Here is a 20,966-nt window from a genome sequence, read left to right as displayed (position 1 = left end):
GACCACAAATATTGACTATAATAGTCTGAAGGTTGACTGAGCGAAGCGAAAGTCAATCTTTGGGAAATGTTATTGTTTTCCATTAAAGGTGGCACCGACCGTACCATTCCACTTCGGCTTCGCCTACGTTCCATCCCTGCCACCTTTATGATTTTTCCAAATTGAAGAATACCATTATCATTATCTTTCAATAGGGATAATATAGTACAATTCATCTTCAATAAGGCTTTTTCTGTCTATCCTTGTCAATCATCAGGCTTGTCATCCTGATAATTTCCAAGTCAGACAGGTTTAGGGATAGTATCTTTCTGTTCTCCATTGGCAATTAGCAAATCTGACAATTTGCCAATTACCAAGTCATTTTGAGATAGTTTCATTCAGTTTCCTTCAGTTTCTTCTTCAATAGACTTGTCCCTCTTCCTTGACAGTATTCGAAGGGTAATCCCCTTCTCATACAGGAAAGTGACAAGTCTCTGGTACATCTGTTTGTTCAGAGTTTTACGAGGGCAAAGCTCATTCAGTTTTGACAGTTGGATAGTCAGCACATAGGAACCGCCATTGTCATAAGCGGTTCCAAATCCCTCGTCATAAGCTTTCAGTGAATTTATATCTTCTGAAAAGTATCTCTCTTCAACTTTCATATCATGTTTCATAGTGTCAATAGGTTAAAATAAGTGGAATCCCAATATAGATTTTCGTTATTCGTCAGCTAAAAATAATATCAGGATTCCATGTTTTCCTTTTATCAGCAGTTAAAACTTCACATCGAGGACAAGCATATTGATCCATTCAGTCACAGTAGCTTTCTTCACTTTCTGGCCAGTATAATACTCTACGTTTCGCTTACATGCCTTTTCAAATTCATGCAGGTCGAGGTAATGCACAAAGCCAAGGAAATGTGCAAAGTTTCCAATACTCTGGTACTCCGGCATGAATCCGCTGTACCCTTCTCCGCTAATAATGAAAGTGTCAGGCTCCAATATCAGGCCATCTTTTACTTCCACATTCAGGCTTCTATGAACTATCACCTCATAGCCATCATCAGTAGGTTTCACACTAACTCCGATTACTTTGCCTGTGAATTCCTCTATTCTGGCCTCAATGTCTTTCTCAATATCTACGTCTGTCATCTGATTCAGGTCATAGACTTTTCCAAAATACCAAATTTTCATTTTCTCTTCCTTGATTTAATGTTCAACGTAACACCGAACTCTGATTGTAGATAAGACACCAAGCCCTGATATGCGTCTGTCCTGGGTCTATTCCTGGGGCATAACACTAACAAGTCTTGCAATGTTTCCTCGATGCAGAGTCCAGTTACAAAGTTGCCATGCTTATTACGCAAGGCTTCGACATCAGCATCATATTTACCAGTTGTAGGTAATGGTACTGAAGGGCTAATCTCTTTCTCAACAACAGGAACAGCCACCTCCTGTGTTGGCTCTAAATCAGGACGTGTAATTGTCCCAAATAGAGTTTGTAATAATGTTTGTATCATTTTGTTATATGAGAAAATAATTAATAGAATTTCGTGACAAACGCCCCATGAAGGTCGCTTCGTCATCTATTTATAAGAATCTCAGGGGAACCAATCCGCGTTTTTTCAATTTGAAGTTACAGCAAGGTTACACATAAGGTTACAGTGATAATGGCTGAATGACAATGATTTACGCCAGTTGTAACCTTGTAACCCAGAAAAAAGAGGCAGGGGTGTATGGCTATCAGACCCTACCTGAGAACATAGAGGTTACAGGTTACAAAACCCTAAAAAATGGCTAATTTCGACCTATTTTCAACCCCTAAAAATCATACGTTCAAAATCGCCTTAAAGCCTTATAAATGAGATAATTAGAAACAAGCTTGTTCGAGACTAAAGAGATACTAATGAGGTATCTGGTCTTGAACATATTTTTTATGATATTTGGTGTGGAGAACTGATACGAAGAGTGTCAGAGGAAACTCTAGACCGTGCCGTTGGGATTCGGTTGACATTTTCAATACTTATGTTATTGAATCTGCCAACTTGGGAAAAGGCAGAACCGATAATGAGCGGATAACATTTGAAGAAAGTGTTAATCCGCTCACTTTATTTTTGAAAGAACAACAACAAGAGAAATTTAACATCAATATTAACTTTAAAAACAAGAGAACAATGAACAAGAGAATTTTTAGAAAAGTGAGGGTAATCGGTGACGTGGCTATGTGCATAGAAGTTGCATGTTGTGCCTATCGTCTAATCAAGAATGAGATTTGCCCTTGGATCTGCAAGAAGATCCACAAGAACAAGAACGCTGGAGCAGCCGAAGAGGTAGATGCTCCTACTACAACAACGGAGAGTATCGCACCTAACGTAAATGAGCAGCAATGACGCGACGGACGTACTCATAACCTGCTTAGAGGCCACACTAGCGGTCTTGAAAGCACTAAAAAAACTCAGGGGGATTCTGGGTAAAAAGCCCAGGCCCCCATAGTCTTTAACTTTTAAAACCATTATAACAATTATGGCAAAGAAGAACAACAATCAGACAGAAGGCTTTACGCCTACAGTGGAACAGGAAGCAGACAATGCCGCAATGGTAGTAGTCGAACCTGAACCAGAAGCACGCAGCCCCTTCATCCTTGGTAACACAAAGGAAATAGGGCTTACAGAACTTGGTGACATGTTGACTCCCGTTTTCAGCCGGGACAACGTGGAAACTATCAGCCATACGGAAGCTATCAGCACCGTAATGGATGCAGTGAGTACATATTTCGACGGACAGGAAATCAATGCCCCCGTCGTAAGAGTATCACATGAAATGAAACTACGGAACCGCTTCGGAGCTGGAAAACTGGTCGAGAACCTGAATCCAGAGGACAGCGATTCCTACTATCAGAGAGCGATGGCAATGATTGAAATTCCATCTATCTCACACGACATCAACGGAAGCATCTGCCATCTACAGGTATGCCTTGTACGAAACTATGCAGATTGCAACCTACTGGGTAATTCATCCCAGAAGCAGACCTTCAAACTGGCAATCGGTTTTCTGAATACCGTATGCACCAATGGCATGGTCTGCACTGATGGAGTAAACTTGGCCATCAAGGTAACTAACACTGCCGACTTCTACAAGTATTGCATCGAACTTTTCAAGCAGTACAACTATAAGCAGCACCTTGATGACATGAGACGACTGAACGATACTGTTGTCACCGTCAGCACCTTGGCTCAATTCCTGGGCCGTGCGAGAATGGCAACAGCTCTACCAACAAGCATGAAGAACGAGCTTGGCCTACCAGAATTTACACTTCCAGAGGCACAGCTGAACAACATGATCCGTGACTACTACACCGACGAGAACTTTGGTGGATTCGGACAAGAAATCACGGCATGGCAATTCTATATGCTACTGACAAATTACAAGAACAACTACATTGACGTGACATTGGAGCGTTCCTGCAACGCATACCAGTGTGCTAAAGGCGTGGCATCAGCAATCAACAAAGATGACGATGCCTGGAGTTGGTTTATCGAGTAAAGACACAGAGGAACAACAACCTCAAATGTCAACCGAAGAGGGAGACTATCACTGTAACAGGTGGTGGCCTCCCTTTTTTCATTTGCGAGAACAGAAAACAATTTCAATAATCAATTAAAAACAAAACAAATTATGCTTTACATCAAATCATTCAGCAACTACACCGAGTTTCAAGAAATTTTCGGTGTTCGCGTGTTCGGAGAAGAAAAGGCGAGGAAGAACAAAATCCTGCTTGCTCTCCTGAAGGACAAATCGGTTCATAAAAGAGCCATCGAAACTGGAGATTACACCTTACTCAGCATCAGAAACATGGTGGATCTCAAAAACGTCTGCATCAAGAAGCTCCATGAAAGCGGAGCCAAGAGCAGTAAACTTCGCTACGAGGTCAACCTATTGGGCGTGACCTACTACAGCGACATCTATTCCCTCGACAGCATGAACGGCATCTGCGAAGATGGAACTCCCAATGCTGTACGCTACGTCAACAATGAGAACAGTCGCCCCTGGAAGATGAAGTGCGGCAAGTTCTACAAGAAGCTTATCGAATGTACCAAGTTCGGTAAGTCCCTTCCGCAAGAGGTGGTCACATATCTCTGTGAAGAGTTCGCCCGTGACTGGCAAGCCTACTCAATCGGCAAGCTGCCAAAGAACAAGTTGTATGTGAATGACAACTTCTCAGACATCTATGATTCCAGCCGTTTGAAAGGCTACGATGAAGATTCTGACGCTTTTGTTTCCTGCATGGTCAACAAAGACCTTCATTCTTTCTACAAGGATGCCGTGACTGCAAAAGCGGCTTATCTCGAAGATGAGGACGGAATGATTATCGCCCGTTGCATCGTATGGCCAGAGGTCTACGACAAGGAAGGTAACAGGTATCGTTATGCAGAACGCCAATATGCGGTCGGCTGCAACGATGTTTACAAACAGGCACTCATAGACGCACTGATTCAGGCTGGTGAGATTGACTGCTATAAGAAGATAGGGGCAGCATGTTCAGACGCAAGTTCCATTATTGACATTCATGGAAACTCGCTCGCTGACAAAGATTTCCATATTGACTGTGACCTTGACTGGGATGATATTCTCAGTTACCAGGACACCTTCAAATGGTACTCTATGTATCATCACAAAGCCTACAACTATGAGGCTGGAGATTATTCACTTGACGTAACGGAGGGTAGCCTGGACGCATCAGAGAACGGCGACGAAGAAGAACCTGACGAGTATGATTCCTACCATGACAGAGACGCATGGGAGGTTTGTACTTGCTACTATCATGGCAACGAAGAGACTGTTGACATTGAGGATCGTGATGATTTTGTTCGGTTTAACGAAAAATGGTATCACGAGGATGACGTTGTGACCTGTCCGAAGTGTGGGGAGAAGATGCTCAACCCTGCGTATTACGATGAGGATGACGATGTTTACGAGAGCAGCATAACAGGAAAGGGTTATTGCTGTGAGGACTGCCGGGACGAGGCAGAGTTGGAGTACAAGAAAGAGCATTGGCACTATTCCGACTATGATGACGAGTATTACCTGTATGCCAACGACATCACTACCTACAGATGCTACAATTGCATCACACAGAAGTACGAGGACAAGACCATTTCCAAGGAATCACTCTTTGAACTGATAGAGCGAGGGGATTTCCATGAGTGGGGCGGCATGTACTTCGATGCAATCAACGAGGAGGTGGGGAAACCCATCGGATGTGAGGATTTAATTGAATTTAATTTTGCAGCAGCTTAAACAATGACAACGGATTTTTCACTATTGAAGAAGCTCTTTTGCATCCATTCCAAGAGTGGACGGGAGGGCAAGATTCGTAAGTTCATCTGGAACTGGATAAAGCAGAATGTTCCAGGTGCTAAGATTGTGTGTGACAAGCCAGGGAACTTATACGTTACCAAAGGCAAGTCAGAAACGTACCCCTGTATCGTGGCCCACATGGATCAAGTACAGGAAAGACACTCTAAGGACTTCATAGCCTACGAAGCCGAGGACATCATTATCGGATTCTCCCCCAAGCGGAAAGAGCAACAAGGATTGGGGGCTGATGACAAGGTTGGTCTTTGGATAGGCTTGATGTGTTTACAAAAGTATGACTGCCTCAAATTGGCGTTTTTCGTCGAGGAAGAGGTGGGATGCAGAGGCTCAGACAAGGCAGACATGGATTTTTTCAACGACTGCCGTTTTGTGATTGAGCCTGACAGACGAGAGCATGAGGATCTGATAACACAGATTGGATGGACTTCCCTATGCTCTGATGACTTCCTGAAGGACATTGGTTATAAGAAGTTCGGCTACAAAGAGACCGACGGAATGATGACCGATATTGAGACCCTGAAGGACAACGGACTGGCTGTTTCGTGTATCAACCTGAGCTGTGGGTATTACAAGCCTCACACAGACCAGGAATTTGTTTACAAGCCAGCCGTCTCTAACTGTTTGGCTTTCGTGGAGCATATCATTGAGACGTGTATCAAAGTGTACCCACATGTCGATGATACCGCTTACCTCGAAAGACATAACTACTACGATACTGTTTACGATGACCTCTACAGCGAAATCTATGACCTGTTGACCAATAATCCCAGTATGAGTTTTGGAGAAGTCGAAGCCATGTTCAAGGACTGGTACGGCTCTGACAAAATCAACAAAGGGGATTTGGAAAACAACTATGAACTGGCGAGGGAGGACATTCTCTTCTGGCAAGAACAGGAGAACAAGAAAACAACAAAAGTATTAACCAAATAAACAACAAACAATTATGTGTAAAAGCAATGAAATTTTGGCTGGACTTCCAGAGGGAGCAAGCCAGGACGAAATCAGGGCAGCGTTTTTCGAGGCCCTCCGTTCACTTAACGTGAATGACAAGTGTGAGAAGCGCGACAATCTCACATACCTGTCATGGGCTAATGCCTGGGGTGAATTCAAAAAGGTCTATCCTTCAGCCACCTATCGCATTATCAACAACCCGACAACCAATCTGCCGTACTTCATTGACCCTGCCATTGGCGTGATGGTCTTTACAGAAGTGACGGCTAACGAACAGACCCATCAGATGTGGCTACCAGTTCTCAACGGTGCTCAGAAACCCATGAAGCTGGAGCCTTATGAGTATCAGGTCTGGGACAGGAACAACCGCCAATATGTCAACAAGACGGTGGAGGCAGTTTCCATGTTCGACATCAACAAGACCCTTATGCGATGCCTGGTCAAGAACCTGGCAATGTTTGGGCTTGGACTCTACATCTATGCAGGTGAGGATCTTCCAGAGAACGCAACTGGTTCTGAGGATTCCACTGCAACTTCAACGGCTACGATTCCTGCTCCAACAACAGCAGAGGTGAAGCCGAAGAAGGCTACGGCAACGAGAAAGGGCAGGACGGCACAACAGCCTACACAGCCTGCCAATGACCGCTATGCTGGTATCAAAGCCGCTATTGCAGCAATGCAAGATACCAACTCTCTCTTGGCTCTCTACAACCAACACAAGAACGAGGTGGAGGGCAACGAAGCTATCAAGGCTTTATTCACATTGAGAAAATACGAACTTCAACAAGCAGCTTAAACTATGGCAGCAAAGAAGAAAATCAAACTGAAGGATTCCGGTGTTATTTTCAACGCCGAGGATCATACCTACTTGTTAGGTGACAAATTCCTTTCGGGTATCACACCTGTCTTGCAGAGGCAGTTCTTCCCGACAGAGTTTGAGGGTATTCCAAAGCATATCGTAGATGCAGCAGCGGAATACGGAACTGGAGTTCACGCATCATGCGAGGACTTCGATGCGAACTGGATATGTGACGGGACCCAGGAGGTCATTGATTACATATCCTTGTGCTCAGAATTTAATCTCACTCACGAAGCGTCCGAGTACACCGTGACAGATGGAAAGGATTATGCAAGTCAGATTGACAAGGTTTACAGGGTGTCCGATGATACCTTTGACCTTGGAGACATCAAGACTTATGGGCAGATGACGCAGGAAAAGACCGAGAAGGCAAGATGGCAGCTAAGTATCTATGCCATGCTTTTCGAGCGTCAGAACCGTGGAGCAAAGGTTGGCCGACTGTTCATCATCCATCTGCGTAACAAGCAGAAGAAGGACGGTACTTTCGACCATATCAGCGAGATTATCTTTGTCAACAGAATCCCCTCTGAAATATGTGAGGATTTGTTGGCAACAGACCTACGAGGTGAACAATTCATCAATCCATACGGCATTCCAGAGGAATATCGTTCACAGGAGGCTATTATCCGTGAGCTTATCCAGACGAAAGCAGCCATCGAAGAGAAACTGAACGGCATCAAGGCCAAGATTCTCAAAGACATGGAGTTGAAGAACGTGAGAACCTGGGCAACCGACACAATGAGGCTTACAAGAAAACTGCCTACCCAACGCTCATCATTTAACCTGGCACTATTCAAGACCGACCATCCTGAATATGACTATGACCAGTACATGAGAGTGTCTGAGGTAGCGGGAAGCCTGTCGATTGCTGTGTAAGAAAACAACTAAAAAATGGATGGGCTGGGGGTAGCAATATTCCTGGCCTTTTCAATTAAAGGACAATTAAAAACAAGAAACAAATGGATTTTTTAGAATTAGAAACATTGAAAGAGACTCGTGAGTACAAGGCAGCAGAAGCACTTGCAGACGCTGTTAACTCTATGGGTTGGAAACCTGAAAAGTTTGCTATGGGTATGACTGTTCAACACCGTACTCTACAGCAAGAAGTAATGAGAACCTTTGTCGCTATGATTCATGTGATGGCGAGCGACAATTATGGTTTTGACCTACGGAACAAGGGGAGTCACGAAGCAGCCAAGAAAATGGTTGAGTCGCACCTCCTCGACGAAATCTATTTGCCCTTCATCTGATGTATCTGGAATGTACCTGTATCGGAATCGGTATAGAACGCTGGAACCGACTGATGAAAGGGAGTAAGCCGCTTAACTACAAGTGGCTGAAACGACGGATTAAGAAGTATCTGCCAGAGCTATACGATGCTTTGTGTATGGACTTTTACAATCCCTACGAAGAACAAACGAGAGTGACCAGGACACATTACATCCTGGTACACTCTTCAATCGAGTATTTCATTAAAAAGTAAAACGACAATGAATAAGACAATTCACATCAAGCGTACCATCGACATCGAGATAACAGTCCCGATGAATGAGACGCAACAGGAAACTGAACAATGGATCGACTGCAATTTCAGAGCAGAAGGGACATTGGAGAAAGTTGACATGAACCACATCATCAGAGACATAAGAATGGCACCTGTATTGGATGACCAGGATTCTGTTATGGTGGTTAGCTGGCCCGAATCACAAGAACTAAGTGAATATGAGGGCTTCTATGAGAACTGTGATTTTATCTCAGGCGACACCATCGAGCCGTGTTCATACCTAGTCAATAAGGCATGGTACGGCAAGCTAAAGAATGGTGAGTTAAAGAAGATTGAGGAATACGCAGCATGAAAGCAATTATAGGACAAATATACGAAGGGGTCTGGAATCTGTTTATCAACTACCCAGACTTCTTCTTTGTGGTGTTATAGCGTATGAATCACTCACAGGTAAAGGAGATCGTGGAGAAATCAATCCATGACTCCAGCAACTACAACTTCCTTGTCACCTATGCTGATGGGACAAAGGAACGGAAGCGAATGTTTATCTCCACCGACGGCTTTGTATGCGAGTTCAAGAAACGCAGCAGAACCAGGGGGAGGTGCATCGGATTTGAAGAATTGTGGCGAAAGGTTGAGCCTATCACAAAGGACACCGATAAAGTCACGATTTGCAAGCGGAACACTAAGAATATCATCAAGTACCTCACGGCAAGCGGACTGTGGCCTGACATTCTGGAAAACATGATGAAGCTACAGCAGCTGAATGATGAGGACTTGGAATATCTCTGTAAGTGTGAATACGACGAGCATAATACATTCATGCAGGAACATGGCATCGAGCATATTTCACCTGACATGTATTATAGCTTACTCTCCAAGCGTGGCATCATCACAATCAACTGGGGTGGTGCTTATAACGACTGGATCAAGAGGGGCTGGTTAGAAGCCCTGAATGAGAAAAGGAAATACTCTATGCGGTGGACTGTATCATACGACAACAGCGTAGAGTATAATCCTGAAGGTGAAAGGGCATGGTATTCGGAAGAGTATAGGGGCTGTGGTAACGGTCACTACTACCTGCTTCTGGACGAGAAACATGCAGCCTTCAGAGAGGACGATTAACGAACAATTAAATAACAAAACAATTATGGCAACAAACATCAATCAAATCATTTTTACCAGAACACAGCCAAAGAAGAAACTGGAGATTATCAATTCTCTTTCGGAAGCTGAGTTAATGGCAACGACTGAGGCCACTATCACCAAGATTGTGAAAGAGGCTGGCAGTAGGCTCTACAAGAGCCGGGACAAGCAGCTCAGAATCGGCTATGACAGACGTAAAGGCAACAACTGGAATTCGACTGTTGAGAGTGTTGAGCTGATTAAGGGTAAACTCTTCTTGGATTTCTATATCCAGTACGAGAATACCGATACTAACACATCGGAGGAATATGACGATTTCTTCCGACGTGGCAATTTCCGAGGGGAGATCCGAAGGTTAGACCGCTATGGCAATGGCAGGACATACTACTTCTGCTATGATGAGACCGACAAAGCCCGTGTCATGCGGTCAATCCTCTTGGAATACGTTTACAGCAAGTATAACGACAAACTGAAAGATTGATATGGCAACAAAAACAAAGAAAGAAACCCCAGCCCAGAGGAAACGCCGTCAGCAGATGGAATTCCTCTATGGCAAGAAGAATGCGAAGCACCCACTTTTCCAGACGGCCTTTCATGTTCACCATGAGACGGTACGGCATTGTGACTATTGTGGGAAACCGATGACCCGTAGTGATGTTAACGATTATGGCTCCCTTTGTGAAGCCTGCTATATGAAGGAATACTATGGGAAATAGGAATTACAAGGATGGCGTAAGCCCTGTAGAGAAACGGATAAAGAAGCTGGAAGCACAGATACATTTCCTGGTTGAACTCATTGACGAGAGGCAACTGGATAAGTTCATGGCTTTCTGCCTAAATCAGAATCGCGGCTTATGAAACAGAACAAAGCATTCAGGAATTTCAAGGTTCAGAGAACTATTGAGATTCAGATGACCACACAGGATGAGAAGCTGACCCAGGAGGACGCAGAGCGTTTCGTGGACGGCAACTATATCGTGAGTGGCAAGTTTGATGGTAAGTACAAGGACTTCTTCTTTTGCAGGACGGAGTTCAGATACAGACCATTTACGCAACGAGAGACATTGGATCATTTTGTCGAGGACATCATTATCTATCCGAAAGAGTTGGATTTTGACCTGACAGACAGACGAGACTATGATTCAGATGAAATGGAACTCTACTTCGACTTCTACGACGGCATTGCAATAGAATGTGATGAAGATGGAAGCAGGGTATCATTCAGACCTCTCATTATCCTCTATCCAACCATTGAGATATGTGAAACCATACCAGAACTGAAGGAAAGAATCGAGCGATATTGTGGTGATGCCGCATTAGACGGCATGAACTACCACGACATTGCCCTGACCTTCGGCAAAGTACACCGACAAGACGCATTTCAATACTATGGTGATAAGTGAAACATTGTATCATAACATCGAAATCTGCCTGAGAAATCTGGTGGATGAAGATGACGAGGGGAGAAAAAGGAGAATCGTCAGGCACATTCTCCACTCCCTCCGTGAGAACTGTATAACAGAAGATTGAGTATGGCAAAGACAACGAAGATGAGCCTCAAATACTGGGCAAGTCTCAGTGAGGGCAGCAAACGACGAGCATTGACCTGCGTGTTCCCATTACACAAGCCCGTAGTGGATATGCTCATGGACGAGAAGCCTGACCCCAAGGACAACCCTTGGTGGAAAATCGTATGGACTAAAGTACGGATTCCCCAGGCAGATGCTAATGGGTACAGGCATTATAAAACTGTAGTAAACAAAACTTTCATACCGTAAAGAAACAATGGATCAGAGACAATACGACGCGCTCTTCCAGGAATATGTTGACTATGTGGTTGACATCATCCGAAAGAAGGGCATCAAGACAGCAAACGACCTGAAGGACATCGTGAGGAAGAACATCAATCGTGTAGACCTCAGACTGGCAAGGGTCGTGATGGTAAACAACGCAAGGTTCGGAGCCTTCCTTGATGACACCTATGAGAGTGTCGGACTGGCAACGAACATAGTAATTGACGATTAGAAATGAGAAAATACAAATTCAGAGGACAAGATGTGAACGGTTGGCACTATGGCGACCTGCAACATCGGAAGACCGTTTTGCTCCATCGGGTAGGAATAACAATAGACAACCGAGGGACAACGGTATTCTATACTTGCAATCCTGACTCCATCGGGATAGGAACTGGCATCATGGATATTAATGCCAGGAAAGCAAGCGACACCATCAATGAGATTTTTGAGGGTGACATTCTGAGGATGCCCGACCGAGAGTTTTTCCATTCGGAGATTATCGGTTTGGTAGTGTATTTCAACGGCTCCTTCGTGATTGCGAGTGACCCAGATAACATCGAGACATGCAGCAAATGGAATCTCTATGACGCAGTTCATGGGGAAAAGGCTTATGTCATCGGTAACATCATGGAGAACCCGGAACTACTGAGGGGCTACAAACAAGAACAATCAAAAACATAACGCATGGGAAAAAGACTTCACATAGCAAGAAAGTACGAAGTTGAGTGGTCAGACTCCGCTCACTTTAATTGGAAAATCAGTGAGTTCCACGACCTCCTGGATGCACTTGACGTGTACTATACAGGAGAGACGTGGGATGACGATTTTGAAGTCAGCAAAGAGGACTGGCAAAAGGGAATAGACACCCTTAGAAGCTATGACAAACTCGATGCTGATGCACAAGAGACTATTGACAACGCCTTGGAAGCTCTGGAATACGAGCGTGAAGAGGTAATACGAATCATGGAGCAGTTCATGGAGCAGTCAGCACCAAACTGGAGCTACATAGAGTGCTGCTTCTTTTAAAGAGAATCATCATGGCAAAGATTGAACAGCATGACATCGAGATTGGGAAGTACATACTATCCATTCTCAAAACCCGAATTGACATCGTTTCGTCTTGGGGCTTAGACCCTGAGAGCCTGAAACCGATCAAGTACGGTATCGAGTTCCACGTCCAGGGCTTCAAGCACACTGGCTTGGTACAAGTAACGCTGAATGAAGGAGAGGATTTGTTTGAAGTCTGCCTTATCTCCGAATCTGGAGAAACGAAGGAAAGACACGAGTCCATTTTCCTTGACAATCTGATTTCTGTAATAGATGACGCTGTGGAGAATGTCGAGAATTACGAGAAAAGGGTATCTGAGGAATATCCGTTTCTCAAAGACCCCGACAATCCTGAGAAAGTCAGACCTATGGAAATCATTATTCTCTAAAAGGACGGGATGGGGGAAATATGCCTGTTTCGTGAAATATCGGAATATGGTATATTCTCCTTTCCTTGATACGGATTTTCAAATACAAGACGGACGTCTAATAACTGAAAACCATGTTAAAAAATGTATAATAACGACGAGCGATTTGTGGCTTACCTGCGAGTGAGTACACAAAGGCAAGGATATTCAGGACTTGGACTTGAAGCACAAAGGGAAATAATACACAATTACCTTCGTGACAGAAAGCCGATTCTTGAGTATGTTGAAGTAGAGAGCGGACGCAAAACTGACAAGGGGCGACCCAAGTTAAAAGAAGCGTTATCACAGTGCCGGACTTATGGAGCAAAGCTGATTGTGGCTAAACTCGACCGACTGGCAAGAAATGTGAGCTTCCTTTCCGCTCTACTTGATTCTGACGTGGAGATCGTTTTCTGCGATTTTCCACAAGCGAACAAGATGGTACTGCATATCTTGGCTTCCATTAGTCAATATGAGGCAGAGCTTATCAGTACCAGAACAAGACAAGCATTAGCCGCCAAGAAAGCCAGAGGATGCAAGCTGGGCAACCCGGAGCATCTGATGGGAAAACATAAGACGGCTATTGAGAACAGCAACAAGACTAACAGGAAAAAGGCAGAGGATAACCCCAATAACAAAAGGGCTGTCGCTATGCTGAGAATCCTAGCGGAGCAGGGCATGACACTTACTGAAATGACTGACAAACTGAACAAGGAGGGATTCGTAACCTCCAAGGGATATGAGTTCAGACCATCACAGGTGTTTGTGCTGCTGAAAAGGTATAACATTAAGTATTAGAAACTATGGCAAGACAAGTATTCACTGTCTTTGAGACAGATGCCTGGCATAGTACGGCAAAAAAGGAATTCAAGGGGGTATTCACCTCCAGGACTGCTGCCGTCAATGCCATCGTGAAAAACCACGCAATAGATGACCATGAGTTCTTTGAGAGCATCCACGAAATGATACCCCTTACAAAGAGGCAACGTGAGGCTGAAATAAAACGTCGGCTCAGGAAGGACTTCGAGGATAGCGACCAGACTCAGGGCTACAGCGTGAACTATGAAATTGAATCGTGGAACTTAAACGAATGGGACTAATGATTAGAAGATTTATTAACCGCTACTATGACTGGGTTTGGCGTTTCGCTGAAAGACTAGCATAGCAGCAAAAAAGAGACAACAATGTTAGACAAAGAACCGTACATGTCTGGGGAAACCGTTTTCTGGCGCACCCTGGGCGAGAACAGGGGCTTCTTCAAAAGATTCAATATGCCTGTCAAGGGCGAAGAGTTCTGGAGAAGCCAGGGGCTTGTACCCATCACATCTAATGAGCAGGGCATAAAATGGGCATTTCCAGATGACCTATACAAACCCGAAGATGCTTTCAAACGATGGGGAAACGAAATCAATCCGCTAATGGCTATATTCACGGACGCAAGGGAAAGCGTACTGAATGCCTTGGCGAAGTATGTCTGGAACACCAAGGAGAAGGGGGTAAAACTTGGATTCGAGGTGACAGACTGCAACGATAACGGAATTGTTGTCAATCGGCACTACACATCAATCTACATGGATCATCACATCTGTCAAGTGGAATATGAGGAGGAACCTGCCTACCCAGACCACCTGAATGAAGATGAGGAAGATGCTCCAGAGGAATTCAAGGAGCCGATTGAAGATATGTCACTCAACGAACTATTTGAAATCATCAACTTTATCGACCAAAAAGATGGCAATAGTAGTAGATGACATTATCGTAAACAGGAAGAAAAGGAATGGGGCAAGGACTATCACAATGCCATGCACCATCTACTTTGAGGAACCTGAAGGTGTGGACGAGTGGAACATCACTATCGACACCGACTACATGGGCTTGAATCCGAAACAAGACGGATTTGAGGACGAACTGATACGGGACGTTTGCCGCCATTACAAGGAGGGAATGACCGTAGAAGAACTGACTGAGAATGTTGAAAACCACTGGTGGGGATGGGGAGCTTGCTTCAAGAAAGTACAGCCACCTGCATCTAAAGCCAGTGTCTATCGACCAAAGAGACTTTATTAACATTATAAATTAAACATTATGATTATCGACATTAACAATCAGGATCGGGCGACCATCAAGACGCTCCATCCTACAAAGAAGGCTGCTGCACAGGCTTACATCTTTAGCCAGGAGCAGCGAAACACAGTAAAGCGACTTATCAAGCATGGCTTTCTCCCACACCACACATCGGTAGCAAGGGGAAAGGCTACGCCAAAGAAGTTTTCACTGGAGAAGTACCGGGGACGTTTCGGCAAGGGATTCAAGATGATTTCCTTCTCACCATTCTCCCCAGACTTCAATCATTGCACCTATTTCACTATCGCTTAAAGAAAGGAGTAGATATGCCGAATTGGTGCTATACCTCATACGTCATAGACGGAAAGAGGAAAGAAGTCCAGAGTTTGTTTAGCAAAATGAACAATCTGGAAAACAGAAGGAAACCTTTAGTTGACAATTCTTTCGGCAAGACATGGCTGGGATGCCTTGTAACTAAGCTGGGAGCAGATTGGCAGAAGGTTTATTGCAGAGGTTCCTGGAGTGACCTGGATTGGAACGGATCAATACTCCGTTTCAACACAGAAACCGCTTGGGGGCCTATGAACGAGGTATTCAAACTAGTCAAGGAAACCTATCCATCCCTTGAAATCTACTACATGGCAGAAGAGGATGGCATGGGTGTATTCATTACTAACGATACAGGCGGCAACTATTTCAAAGACCGTTTCCGCATCGAGTATGATTTGGACTATGAATACTTTACTACAATCGAGGGTGTCTGTACCTATGTATCGGAAATCATCGGAAAGGAAGTCAAGACCAGGGCTGATATGGAACAAGCCATCAGCGACTGGAACTGCAACACGGAAGATGATGACAAGATGATATACTTTAACGCATACGAAGTGGTATCAGAATGAACACCTATGAGTTTATGGTAACGGTGGCAGGTTCGGATTTCAAGGCATATGCACAGTCCAACAATCCGAGCTATGCCTACCAGAAATGCCGAAGGTTATATCCGACGGCAAGTGAAATCAAATTTATAAGACTAGTAAGAAAATGAAAACATCAACAAGATTCCTGCTGAGGGTCGCATTAACATTAGTAGCTTATGTGCTGCTGACTGACCCTTGGCCATTAAACAGGAAAGAGTATGAGTAAGAATCAGACAAAGTTTGTGTTACTCCTGGACTATACAGGAGGTACCCTAATCAAGATTCAACTGACGGACGAAGAACTGAAAGAGGCCGAGAAATATGAGGACTTTGAGGACTTTCTTCACACGTTGGAAGATAAGTATGAATTCCGCTTGCGTGACTGTGAGTGGATGAGTGTAAACGAAATAACAGAACGAGAATATGGAATGTAAGAAAGACCCAAAGGAAGTGCTGAGACAAGAAGTTTTGGCATCCTCAAATCTGGAGAGCTTTTTCCACCAGCTCATAAAAGACAACGGTGGACTGGAGGCAAGGGACATACAGGAGTTTATGGCAGACTATGTAATTGGGCATAGCACAACAGATACTCTTGTAGATGAACTGGATTTGGAACATATACGATGCTGTTCAGAATGTGGAAGCCCCATGTACGAGGGATTTTGCATTGAGAACGGTGCTGAGTATTATTGTTCGGAAGAGTGTTTGCATAAGCACTTGTCGGAAGAGGAATACAACGACCTCTATGATGACGGCAAGGGAGAATCATATTGGACTTCATGGTTAGACTAACGATTATGGAGAGTATCAAGCAACAACTGAAAGAACTGAAGGAAAAGGTAAAGAAAGCCATTATCGACCTGGCAAAAAGAGACTGTGAGGTTGGGTTGGGTGGCTTGCAAATAAGACAGTCCTTCAGCTACTACGAGGAAGAAGTGTATCATATCGACAAAATCTATATCGACCCAGGAAAGGAATCGGTAAGGATTCTGCTTGACGAGTACGCTGATTCAATCGAACTGTCAGAGTTTTCTATCGAGGATCAGGTTGGGATATACGAGGAACTGGAAAAGACATTCACGAATCCCAAGTATGCACACAGGATAGACTACTATTGACTACTCTGAAAGGAGGGCATATCAGGAATGGTATGCTTTTCTTTTTTGTCCTTTATATGAAACTTTTTTATGACTTGTGCCTCTATTTGGCATACCTTATTTTTATATTTGTCCCCAGTTATTTGAATTCTGATATGGAAAAGTATTTGTTTTTAGATTTAGATGGTGTTTTGAATACGACTGAATACCAAGCCTATTTGTTCAAGAATCAACTTGATAGGTCTGATGAGTATGGAGAGTTGTTTGATCCCCAGGCTGTTGCTCAATTAGAACGTGTCATTGTTGCAACAAATGCCAGGATTGTAATTTCTTCATCATGGAAAGAAATGGGTTTTGGGTATTTAGACGAAATGTGGTGGTATAGGCAGTTGCCATCGCATCTTCATTCTGTTACTCCTACTTTGGTATCTGCCAACTTTTATATCCCAGAGACAGATTCCAATATAGTTCAAGCTGTGAAATATTCAAAAGGACTGGAGGTATTTGCTTGGATTGAATTACATAGAGCAGCAAACAACCCTTACTGTATAGTTGATGATGAGGATTTGTTCTTTACTAGTCAAGCTGCTCATTTCGTAAAAACTGATTCAAGAGAGGGGCTTACGAGCGAGGTGGCTGACAGAATAATCCAGATATTAGAAGCAGAAGTTGGATAAAAAACTTTAATAAACAGCATTTTTTATAACTTATGCCTCAATTTTACACATGTTTTGATTATCTTTGCAGAAACATTTTCAGATTATGGCTAAAAATCTATTAGGAAAATACGTCTGGCTGGTAGAAACCATCTATAATGCTGGTCATATAACTTTTGAAGAAATCAATCAGAAGTGGCTGGACGATGACATGGACGTAGAACCAATACCTTTACGAACATTTCACAAATGGCGTATTGCAGCAGAGGAAATGTTCGGTCTTGTCATTGACTGTGAACGTAAAGGTGGCTACCATTATTATATAGGTAACGCGCGAGAAGTCGAAAATGGTGGACTTCGCAGTTGGCTACTAAGTACAATATCTGTGAGCAACCTACTTTTGGATAGCCAACAGTTGAAAGACCGCATCCTACTTGAAGATATACCTTCAGGAGTTAAGTATCTGCCAATGATAATTGAGGCAATGAAAACCAACAATGTTATCCGCATTACTTATCAGAGTTATTGGCGTGAAGAGAGCCACACGTTTAATGTGCATCCTCTCTGCGTCAAGCTATTCAAACAGCGTTGGTACATGGTAGCCCTCAGTCCTTACTATAACAAAGTGATGATTTATTCTCTTGATCGCATCTATGGATTATGGAAGCAAAAGGATAAGTTCAAAATGCCAGAAGATTTTGAGCCGTCGGTGTTCTTCCAAGATTGTTATGGTGTGATAGCAGGAACCAAAAGAAAGACAGAGACGGTAATAATCAAAGTTTCAGCAGGTCAAGCGAACTATATACGTTCATTAAAGCTTCATTCTTCTCAGGATGAGGTGGAGAGGAACGACGAATACAGTATATTTACATATCGTTTACGTCCTGAGTTCGATTTCATTATTGAACTTCTATCCAATGGCGAAGATGTTGAGGTGTTGGAACCCTTCTGGCTCCGTAAGGAAATCGGTGGCATAATAAAAAGAATGTGGAACAAATATAAGGAATAACTATGGATAAAGTCAATTTTAGCTTTCGTGGAATACAGGACATGTGCCGTATATACTATCGTGACATTATGGAACGCAAAGACATTAAGAGGTTTTTGTTAAGCCGACGTGTACGATTCATTAACCCTTGGGGTAAGTTTGACTATGCCTACTTTGGTGATTTTTATTTCGATGGTGATGTTATGATGCTAATCACCAAAGATAAAGACTATGTTCCTTACCACAAAAATGACCAACTTGCTCATACGCTTTTATCCACTGTGCCAGTCATCTTTGCAGGTGTTGACACAAAGTTAAAGGACGATATGGGCAGAGATATTTTTACTGGTGACGTAGTGACACATCAAGGCTATACATCTTTAGTTAGATACTTTAATGATGCAGAATTGCCAGGTTTGGCTGGTGACAACTGCGACATTTTGTTTGAAGGACGTGGTGCCATTCACAAAGACGGTACAGCTTTCGTAAATGTAAATCCAACGATGTTCAAAGAGTATAATCCCATGTTTGTAATGTGGGCAGTAGATGCCTTCTGCCAAGGTGGGCCTTCTTTTGCCGAAATAGGCGAAAAAGCTTCCGTAGCAATGAACGCTCCGACGTTTATTGAAGGCACGTCCTTGCGAAAGAAAATGCAACGTTTCGCTTATGACGAGATTGAGGAGGTACTTACTGATGACAAGACTCTAACATATTTCAGAGATTGTGAAGCAAATGATGAAGATGAGAACGGAGAACCATGCTACTTCATCTTCGCAGACAATCTTCCAGATTATCAAGTCAAAAAATACTATGAAATCCCAATGCCAGATAAGGACGATTTTATCGGTGACATGAAAAAGGCGTTTAACGAATTCTTAATCTATGCCCATAGCCGTCCTGACGAAACGTTTGTCCTTGCTGATTTCAAAGGTATTTTCCATATCGATTCGAACTACAAATTCAAAGTTGTAACCGCTTTTGACGAATGGTATAAATACAATATCCGCAATGTTATATTGCCTAGATGGATATTCTTTGCACTTGGTTCGTTACACGGAATAGGAAAAGACTAACATGAAGAAAGATAATACAAGAATATGTGCTATAGGCGAAACCGCTGTAGCCTTGGAATTATTGAAGAAAGGCTTTGATGTAATCAATATCAACAGTTCATTTCAGAATTACAAAAATGCTGATCTGGTTTGTATGAACCCAGAAACAGGGAAGAGTGTTATGATACAGGTCAAAACCGGAACAACACATAACATATTGACAGGCTTCACTTCTGAGTTGGATGGTACAATACCTAATATTGACACTTCGATTATCGGTCCGTGGGTATTTGTGTATATGCCTAAAGAAAACTATTCCGAAATGAAGTTCTATATCTTATCAAAAGATGAGGTCAAGAAACTAATCGTTTCGAGCAACCTTTGGTATGTAAAAGACTGGAATCGAACTCTGACATGCAAACCGATAGTTGGAGTTTTTACTGAATGGTTGGAAGGTAAAAACCAACCTGGTAAGTCATCATTAAAATACACATATCCTGAATATCAGAATCCTTTAGCTTCACAGTCACAGAACGGACTGAAAATTGCCGAGGAAAGGTGGGACAAAATAGAAGATTTGCTGAAATAACAGAAAAGACATAATATATGAAGAATTTTGCAGCTATAGATTTTGAAACGGCAAATAATGAACGCTCTTCCGTTTGTTCTGTAGGAGTTGTCATTGTTAGGGATGGTGAGATAGTGGATTCTTTCTATTCACTTATCCAACCAGAACCAAACTACTATAACTATTGGTGTTCCCAGGTACATGGCCTATGCCGGGAAGATACAGAAGATGCTCCCGTGTTTCCGAAAGTATGGGCGCAGATAGAGCCATTAATCCAGGGCTTGCCTCTTGTGGCCCACAACAAGCCATTTGATGAAGGGTGTCTGAAGGCAGTGTTCCGTGTTTATCAGATGGACTATCCCGACTATGATTTCTACGATACGTTGTGTGCATCACGTCGTAGTTTCCCTGACTTAGAGAATCATCAGTTGCATACGGTGGCCGCAGAGTGTGGTTATCAGTTAGAGAATCACCATCATGCACTGGCAGATGCAGAAGCTTGTGCCTGGATAGCAAGAGAAATCCTTTGAAATAAAAATAGAATCGATTAAAAAGTA

Annotated in this window: 36 protein-coding genes; 33 read left to right on the top strand and 3 right to left on the bottom strand. The window is 43.3% G+C overall.

The genetic code is table 11. The features are described 5' to 3' along the window. Positions 1 to 377: 377 nt before the first annotated feature. The 3 genes from M1L52_RS03570 to M1L52_RS03560 form a co-directional block, all read right to left on the bottom strand. The gene (locus M1L52_RS03570) at positions 378 to 653 is read right to left on the bottom strand and encodes a hypothetical protein (protein WP_248613469.1); all 276 of its coding nucleotides are present in this window, start codon (positions 651 to 653) and stop codon (positions 378 to 380) included. Positions 654 to 752: 99 nt separating this feature from the next. After that, complete coding sequence (locus tag M1L52_RS03565; RefSeq protein WP_248613468.1) at positions 753 to 1,172, bottom strand: hypothetical protein; 420 nt, start codon at positions 1,170 to 1,172, stop codon at positions 753 to 755. After that, complete coding sequence (locus tag M1L52_RS03560) at positions 1,169 to 1,498, bottom strand: hypothetical protein (RefSeq protein WP_248613467.1); 330 nt, start codon at positions 1,496 to 1,498, stop codon at positions 1,169 to 1,171. The genes M1L52_RS03565 and M1L52_RS03560 overlap by 4 nt, the downstream gene beginning before the upstream one ends. 654 nt (positions 1,499 to 2,152) lie before the next feature. Here M1L52_RS03560 and M1L52_RS03555 point away from each other — a divergent pair. The 33 genes from M1L52_RS03555 (at position 2,153) to M1L52_RS03395 (ending at position 20,939) form a co-directional block, all read left to right on the top strand. Further along, positions 2,153 to 2,368: a hypothetical protein gene (locus M1L52_RS03555; RefSeq protein ID WP_248613466.1), complete on the top strand. Its 216-nt coding sequence runs from the start codon at positions 2,153 to 2,155 to the stop codon at positions 2,366 to 2,368. Positions 2,369 to 2,501: 133 nt separating this feature from the next. Further along, on the top strand, positions 2,502 to 3,521 hold the full coding sequence (locus M1L52_RS03550) for a DUF3871 family protein (protein WP_248613465.1): 1,020 nt from the start codon (positions 2,502 to 2,504) through the stop codon (positions 3,519 to 3,521). A gap of 132 nt (positions 3,522 to 3,653) precedes the next feature. After that, on the top strand, positions 3,654 to 5,276 hold the full coding sequence (locus tag M1L52_RS03545) for a hypothetical protein (RefSeq protein ID WP_248613464.1): 1,623 nt from the start codon (positions 3,654 to 3,656) through the stop codon (positions 5,274 to 5,276). A gap of 3 nt (positions 5,277 to 5,279) precedes the next feature. Beyond that, positions 5,280 to 6,284 (top strand): hypothetical protein, encoded by a 1,005-nt coding sequence (locus M1L52_RS03540; RefSeq protein ID WP_248613463.1) that lies wholly within the window; start codon positions 5,280 to 5,282, stop codon positions 6,282 to 6,284. A 13-nt stretch (positions 6,285 to 6,297) separates the two neighbouring features. Then, on the top strand, positions 6,298 to 7,101 hold the full coding sequence (locus tag M1L52_RS03535) for a DUF1071 domain-containing protein (RefSeq protein WP_248613462.1): 804 nt from the start codon (positions 6,298 to 6,300) through the stop codon (positions 7,099 to 7,101). 3 nt (positions 7,102 to 7,104) lie between these two features. After that, positions 7,105 to 8,040: a PD-(D/E)XK nuclease family protein gene (locus tag M1L52_RS03530; RefSeq protein WP_248613461.1), complete on the top strand. Its 936-nt coding sequence runs from the start codon at positions 7,105 to 7,107 to the stop codon at positions 8,038 to 8,040. Positions 8,041 to 8,123: 83 nt separating this feature from the next. Next, positions 8,124 to 8,414: a hypothetical protein gene (locus M1L52_RS03525; RefSeq protein WP_248613460.1), complete on the top strand. Its 291-nt coding sequence runs from the start codon at positions 8,124 to 8,126 to the stop codon at positions 8,412 to 8,414. Then, on the top strand, positions 8,414 to 8,647 hold the full coding sequence (locus M1L52_RS03520; protein ID WP_248613459.1) for a hypothetical protein: 234 nt from the start codon (positions 8,414 to 8,416) through the stop codon (positions 8,645 to 8,647). Before M1L52_RS03525 ends, M1L52_RS03520 begins: the two co-directional genes overlap by 1 nt. A gap of 7 nt (positions 8,648 to 8,654) precedes the next feature. Then, positions 8,655 to 9,020 carry a hypothetical protein gene (locus tag M1L52_RS03515; protein WP_248613458.1) on the top strand — a complete coding sequence of 122 codons (366 nt, stop codon included), beginning with the start codon at positions 8,655 to 8,657 and terminating at the stop codon, positions 9,018 to 9,020. 83 nt (positions 9,021 to 9,103) lie between these two features. Further along, the gene (locus M1L52_RS03510; protein ID WP_248613457.1) at positions 9,104 to 9,793 is read left to right on the top strand and encodes a hypothetical protein; all 690 of its coding nucleotides are present in this window, start codon (positions 9,104 to 9,106) and stop codon (positions 9,791 to 9,793) included. Positions 9,794 to 9,818: 25 nt separating this feature from the next. Beyond that, positions 9,819 to 10,295 carry a hypothetical protein gene (locus M1L52_RS03505; protein WP_248613456.1) on the top strand — a complete coding sequence of 159 codons (477 nt, stop codon included), beginning with the start codon at positions 9,819 to 9,821 and terminating at the stop codon, positions 10,293 to 10,295. A 1-nt stretch (position 10,296) separates the two neighbouring features. Next, positions 10,297 to 10,530 (top strand): hypothetical protein, encoded by a 234-nt coding sequence (locus tag M1L52_RS03500; protein ID WP_248613455.1) that lies wholly within the window; start codon positions 10,297 to 10,299, stop codon positions 10,528 to 10,530. Then, the gene (locus tag M1L52_RS03495) at positions 10,520 to 10,672 is read left to right on the top strand and encodes a hypothetical protein (RefSeq protein ID WP_248613454.1); all 153 of its coding nucleotides are present in this window, start codon (positions 10,520 to 10,522) and stop codon (positions 10,670 to 10,672) included. The genes M1L52_RS03500 and M1L52_RS03495 overlap by 11 nt, the downstream gene beginning before the upstream one ends. Beyond that, a complete protein-coding gene (locus tag M1L52_RS03490; RefSeq protein WP_248613453.1) occupies positions 10,669 to 11,217 on the top strand; it encodes a hypothetical protein in 549 nt (182 codons plus the stop codon). Before M1L52_RS03495 ends, M1L52_RS03490 begins: the two co-directional genes overlap by 4 nt. Before the next feature lie 129 nt (positions 11,218 to 11,346). After that, positions 11,347 to 11,592, top strand: a complete 246-nt coding sequence (locus M1L52_RS03485; RefSeq protein WP_248613452.1) for a hypothetical protein — start codon at positions 11,347 to 11,349, stop codon at positions 11,590 to 11,592. 7 nt (positions 11,593 to 11,599) lie between these two features. Next, a complete protein-coding gene (locus tag M1L52_RS03480; RefSeq protein ID WP_248613451.1) occupies positions 11,600 to 11,839 on the top strand; it encodes a hypothetical protein in 240 nt (79 codons plus the stop codon). Between the two features lie 2 nt (positions 11,840 to 11,841). After that, complete coding sequence (locus tag M1L52_RS03475; RefSeq protein WP_248613450.1) at positions 11,842 to 12,291, top strand: YopX family protein; 450 nt, start codon at positions 11,842 to 11,844, stop codon at positions 12,289 to 12,291. Positions 12,292 to 12,294: 3 nt separating this feature from the next. Beyond that, positions 12,295 to 12,636 (top strand): hypothetical protein, encoded by a 342-nt coding sequence (locus M1L52_RS03470; protein ID WP_248613449.1) that lies wholly within the window; start codon positions 12,295 to 12,297, stop codon positions 12,634 to 12,636. Between the two features lie 11 nt (positions 12,637 to 12,647). After that, complete coding sequence (locus M1L52_RS03465; RefSeq protein WP_248613448.1) at positions 12,648 to 13,046, top strand: hypothetical protein; 399 nt, start codon at positions 12,648 to 12,650, stop codon at positions 13,044 to 13,046. Between the two features lie 123 nt (positions 13,047 to 13,169). Beyond that, entirely contained in the window at positions 13,170 to 13,862 is a 693-nt protein-coding gene (locus tag M1L52_RS03460) for a recombinase family protein (protein ID WP_248613447.1), read from the top strand. 5 nt (positions 13,863 to 13,867) lie between these two features. Beyond that, positions 13,868 to 14,164 carry a hypothetical protein gene (locus M1L52_RS03455; protein WP_248613446.1) on the top strand — a complete coding sequence of 99 codons (297 nt, stop codon included), beginning with the start codon at positions 13,868 to 13,870 and terminating at the stop codon, positions 14,162 to 14,164. 105 nt (positions 14,165 to 14,269) lie between these two features. Beyond that, on the top strand, positions 14,270 to 14,815 hold the full coding sequence (locus M1L52_RS03450) for a hypothetical protein (protein WP_248613445.1): 546 nt from the start codon (positions 14,270 to 14,272) through the stop codon (positions 14,813 to 14,815). After that, positions 14,796 to 15,131 carry a hypothetical protein gene (locus M1L52_RS03445; protein WP_248613444.1) on the top strand — a complete coding sequence of 112 codons (336 nt, stop codon included), beginning with the start codon at positions 14,796 to 14,798 and terminating at the stop codon, positions 15,129 to 15,131. The genes M1L52_RS03450 and M1L52_RS03445 overlap by 20 nt, the downstream gene beginning before the upstream one ends. 18 nt (positions 15,132 to 15,149) lie before the next feature. Further along, complete coding sequence (locus tag M1L52_RS03440; protein WP_248613443.1) at positions 15,150 to 15,440, top strand: hypothetical protein; 291 nt, start codon at positions 15,150 to 15,152, stop codon at positions 15,438 to 15,440. An 86-nt stretch (positions 15,441 to 15,526) separates the two neighbouring features. Continuing rightward, on the top strand, positions 15,527 to 16,030 hold the full coding sequence (locus M1L52_RS03435) for a hypothetical protein (RefSeq protein WP_248613442.1): 504 nt from the start codon (positions 15,527 to 15,529) through the stop codon (positions 16,028 to 16,030). Between the two features lie 236 nt (positions 16,031 to 16,266). Continuing rightward, the gene (locus M1L52_RS03430; RefSeq protein WP_248613441.1) at positions 16,267 to 16,482 is read left to right on the top strand and encodes a hypothetical protein; all 216 of its coding nucleotides are present in this window, start codon (positions 16,267 to 16,269) and stop codon (positions 16,480 to 16,482) included. Continuing rightward, entirely contained in the window at positions 16,472 to 16,840 is a 369-nt protein-coding gene (locus M1L52_RS03425) for a hypothetical protein (protein ID WP_248613440.1), read from the top strand. Before M1L52_RS03430 ends, M1L52_RS03425 begins: the two co-directional genes overlap by 11 nt. Before the next feature lie 5 nt (positions 16,841 to 16,845). After that, entirely contained in the window at positions 16,846 to 17,166 is a 321-nt protein-coding gene (locus M1L52_RS03420) for a hypothetical protein (protein ID WP_248613439.1), read from the top strand. A gap of 134 nt (positions 17,167 to 17,300) precedes the next feature. Continuing rightward, a complete protein-coding gene (locus tag M1L52_RS03415) occupies positions 17,301 to 17,822 on the top strand; it encodes an HAD domain-containing protein (protein WP_248613438.1) in 522 nt (173 codons plus the stop codon). An 85-nt stretch (positions 17,823 to 17,907) separates the two neighbouring features. Beyond that, positions 17,908 to 18,810 carry a helix-turn-helix transcriptional regulator gene (locus M1L52_RS03410; protein WP_248613437.1) on the top strand — a complete coding sequence of 301 codons (903 nt, stop codon included), beginning with the start codon at positions 17,908 to 17,910 and terminating at the stop codon, positions 18,808 to 18,810. A 2-nt stretch (positions 18,811 to 18,812) separates the two neighbouring features. Further along, on the top strand, positions 18,813 to 19,862 hold the full coding sequence (locus tag M1L52_RS03405) for a hypothetical protein (protein ID WP_248613436.1): 1,050 nt from the start codon (positions 18,813 to 18,815) through the stop codon (positions 19,860 to 19,862). A 1-nt stretch (position 19,863) separates the two neighbouring features. Continuing rightward, entirely contained in the window at positions 19,864 to 20,430 is a 567-nt protein-coding gene (locus M1L52_RS03400) for a hypothetical protein (protein ID WP_248613435.1), read from the top strand. 17 nt (positions 20,431 to 20,447) lie between these two features. Then, positions 20,448 to 20,939: a 3'-5' exonuclease gene (locus M1L52_RS03395; RefSeq protein ID WP_248613434.1), complete on the top strand. Its 492-nt coding sequence runs from the start codon at positions 20,448 to 20,450 to the stop codon at positions 20,937 to 20,939. Positions 20,940 to 20,966: the final 27 nt, after the last annotated feature.

The sequence above is a fragment of the Prevotella sp. E13-27 genome, assembly GCF_023217965.1.
Classification (GTDB): Bacteria; Bacteroidota; Bacteroidia; order Bacteroidales; family Bacteroidaceae; genus Prevotella.
Note: the sequence above shows the minus strand (reverse complement) of the source record. Positions and strands in the feature narration are given on the sequence as shown.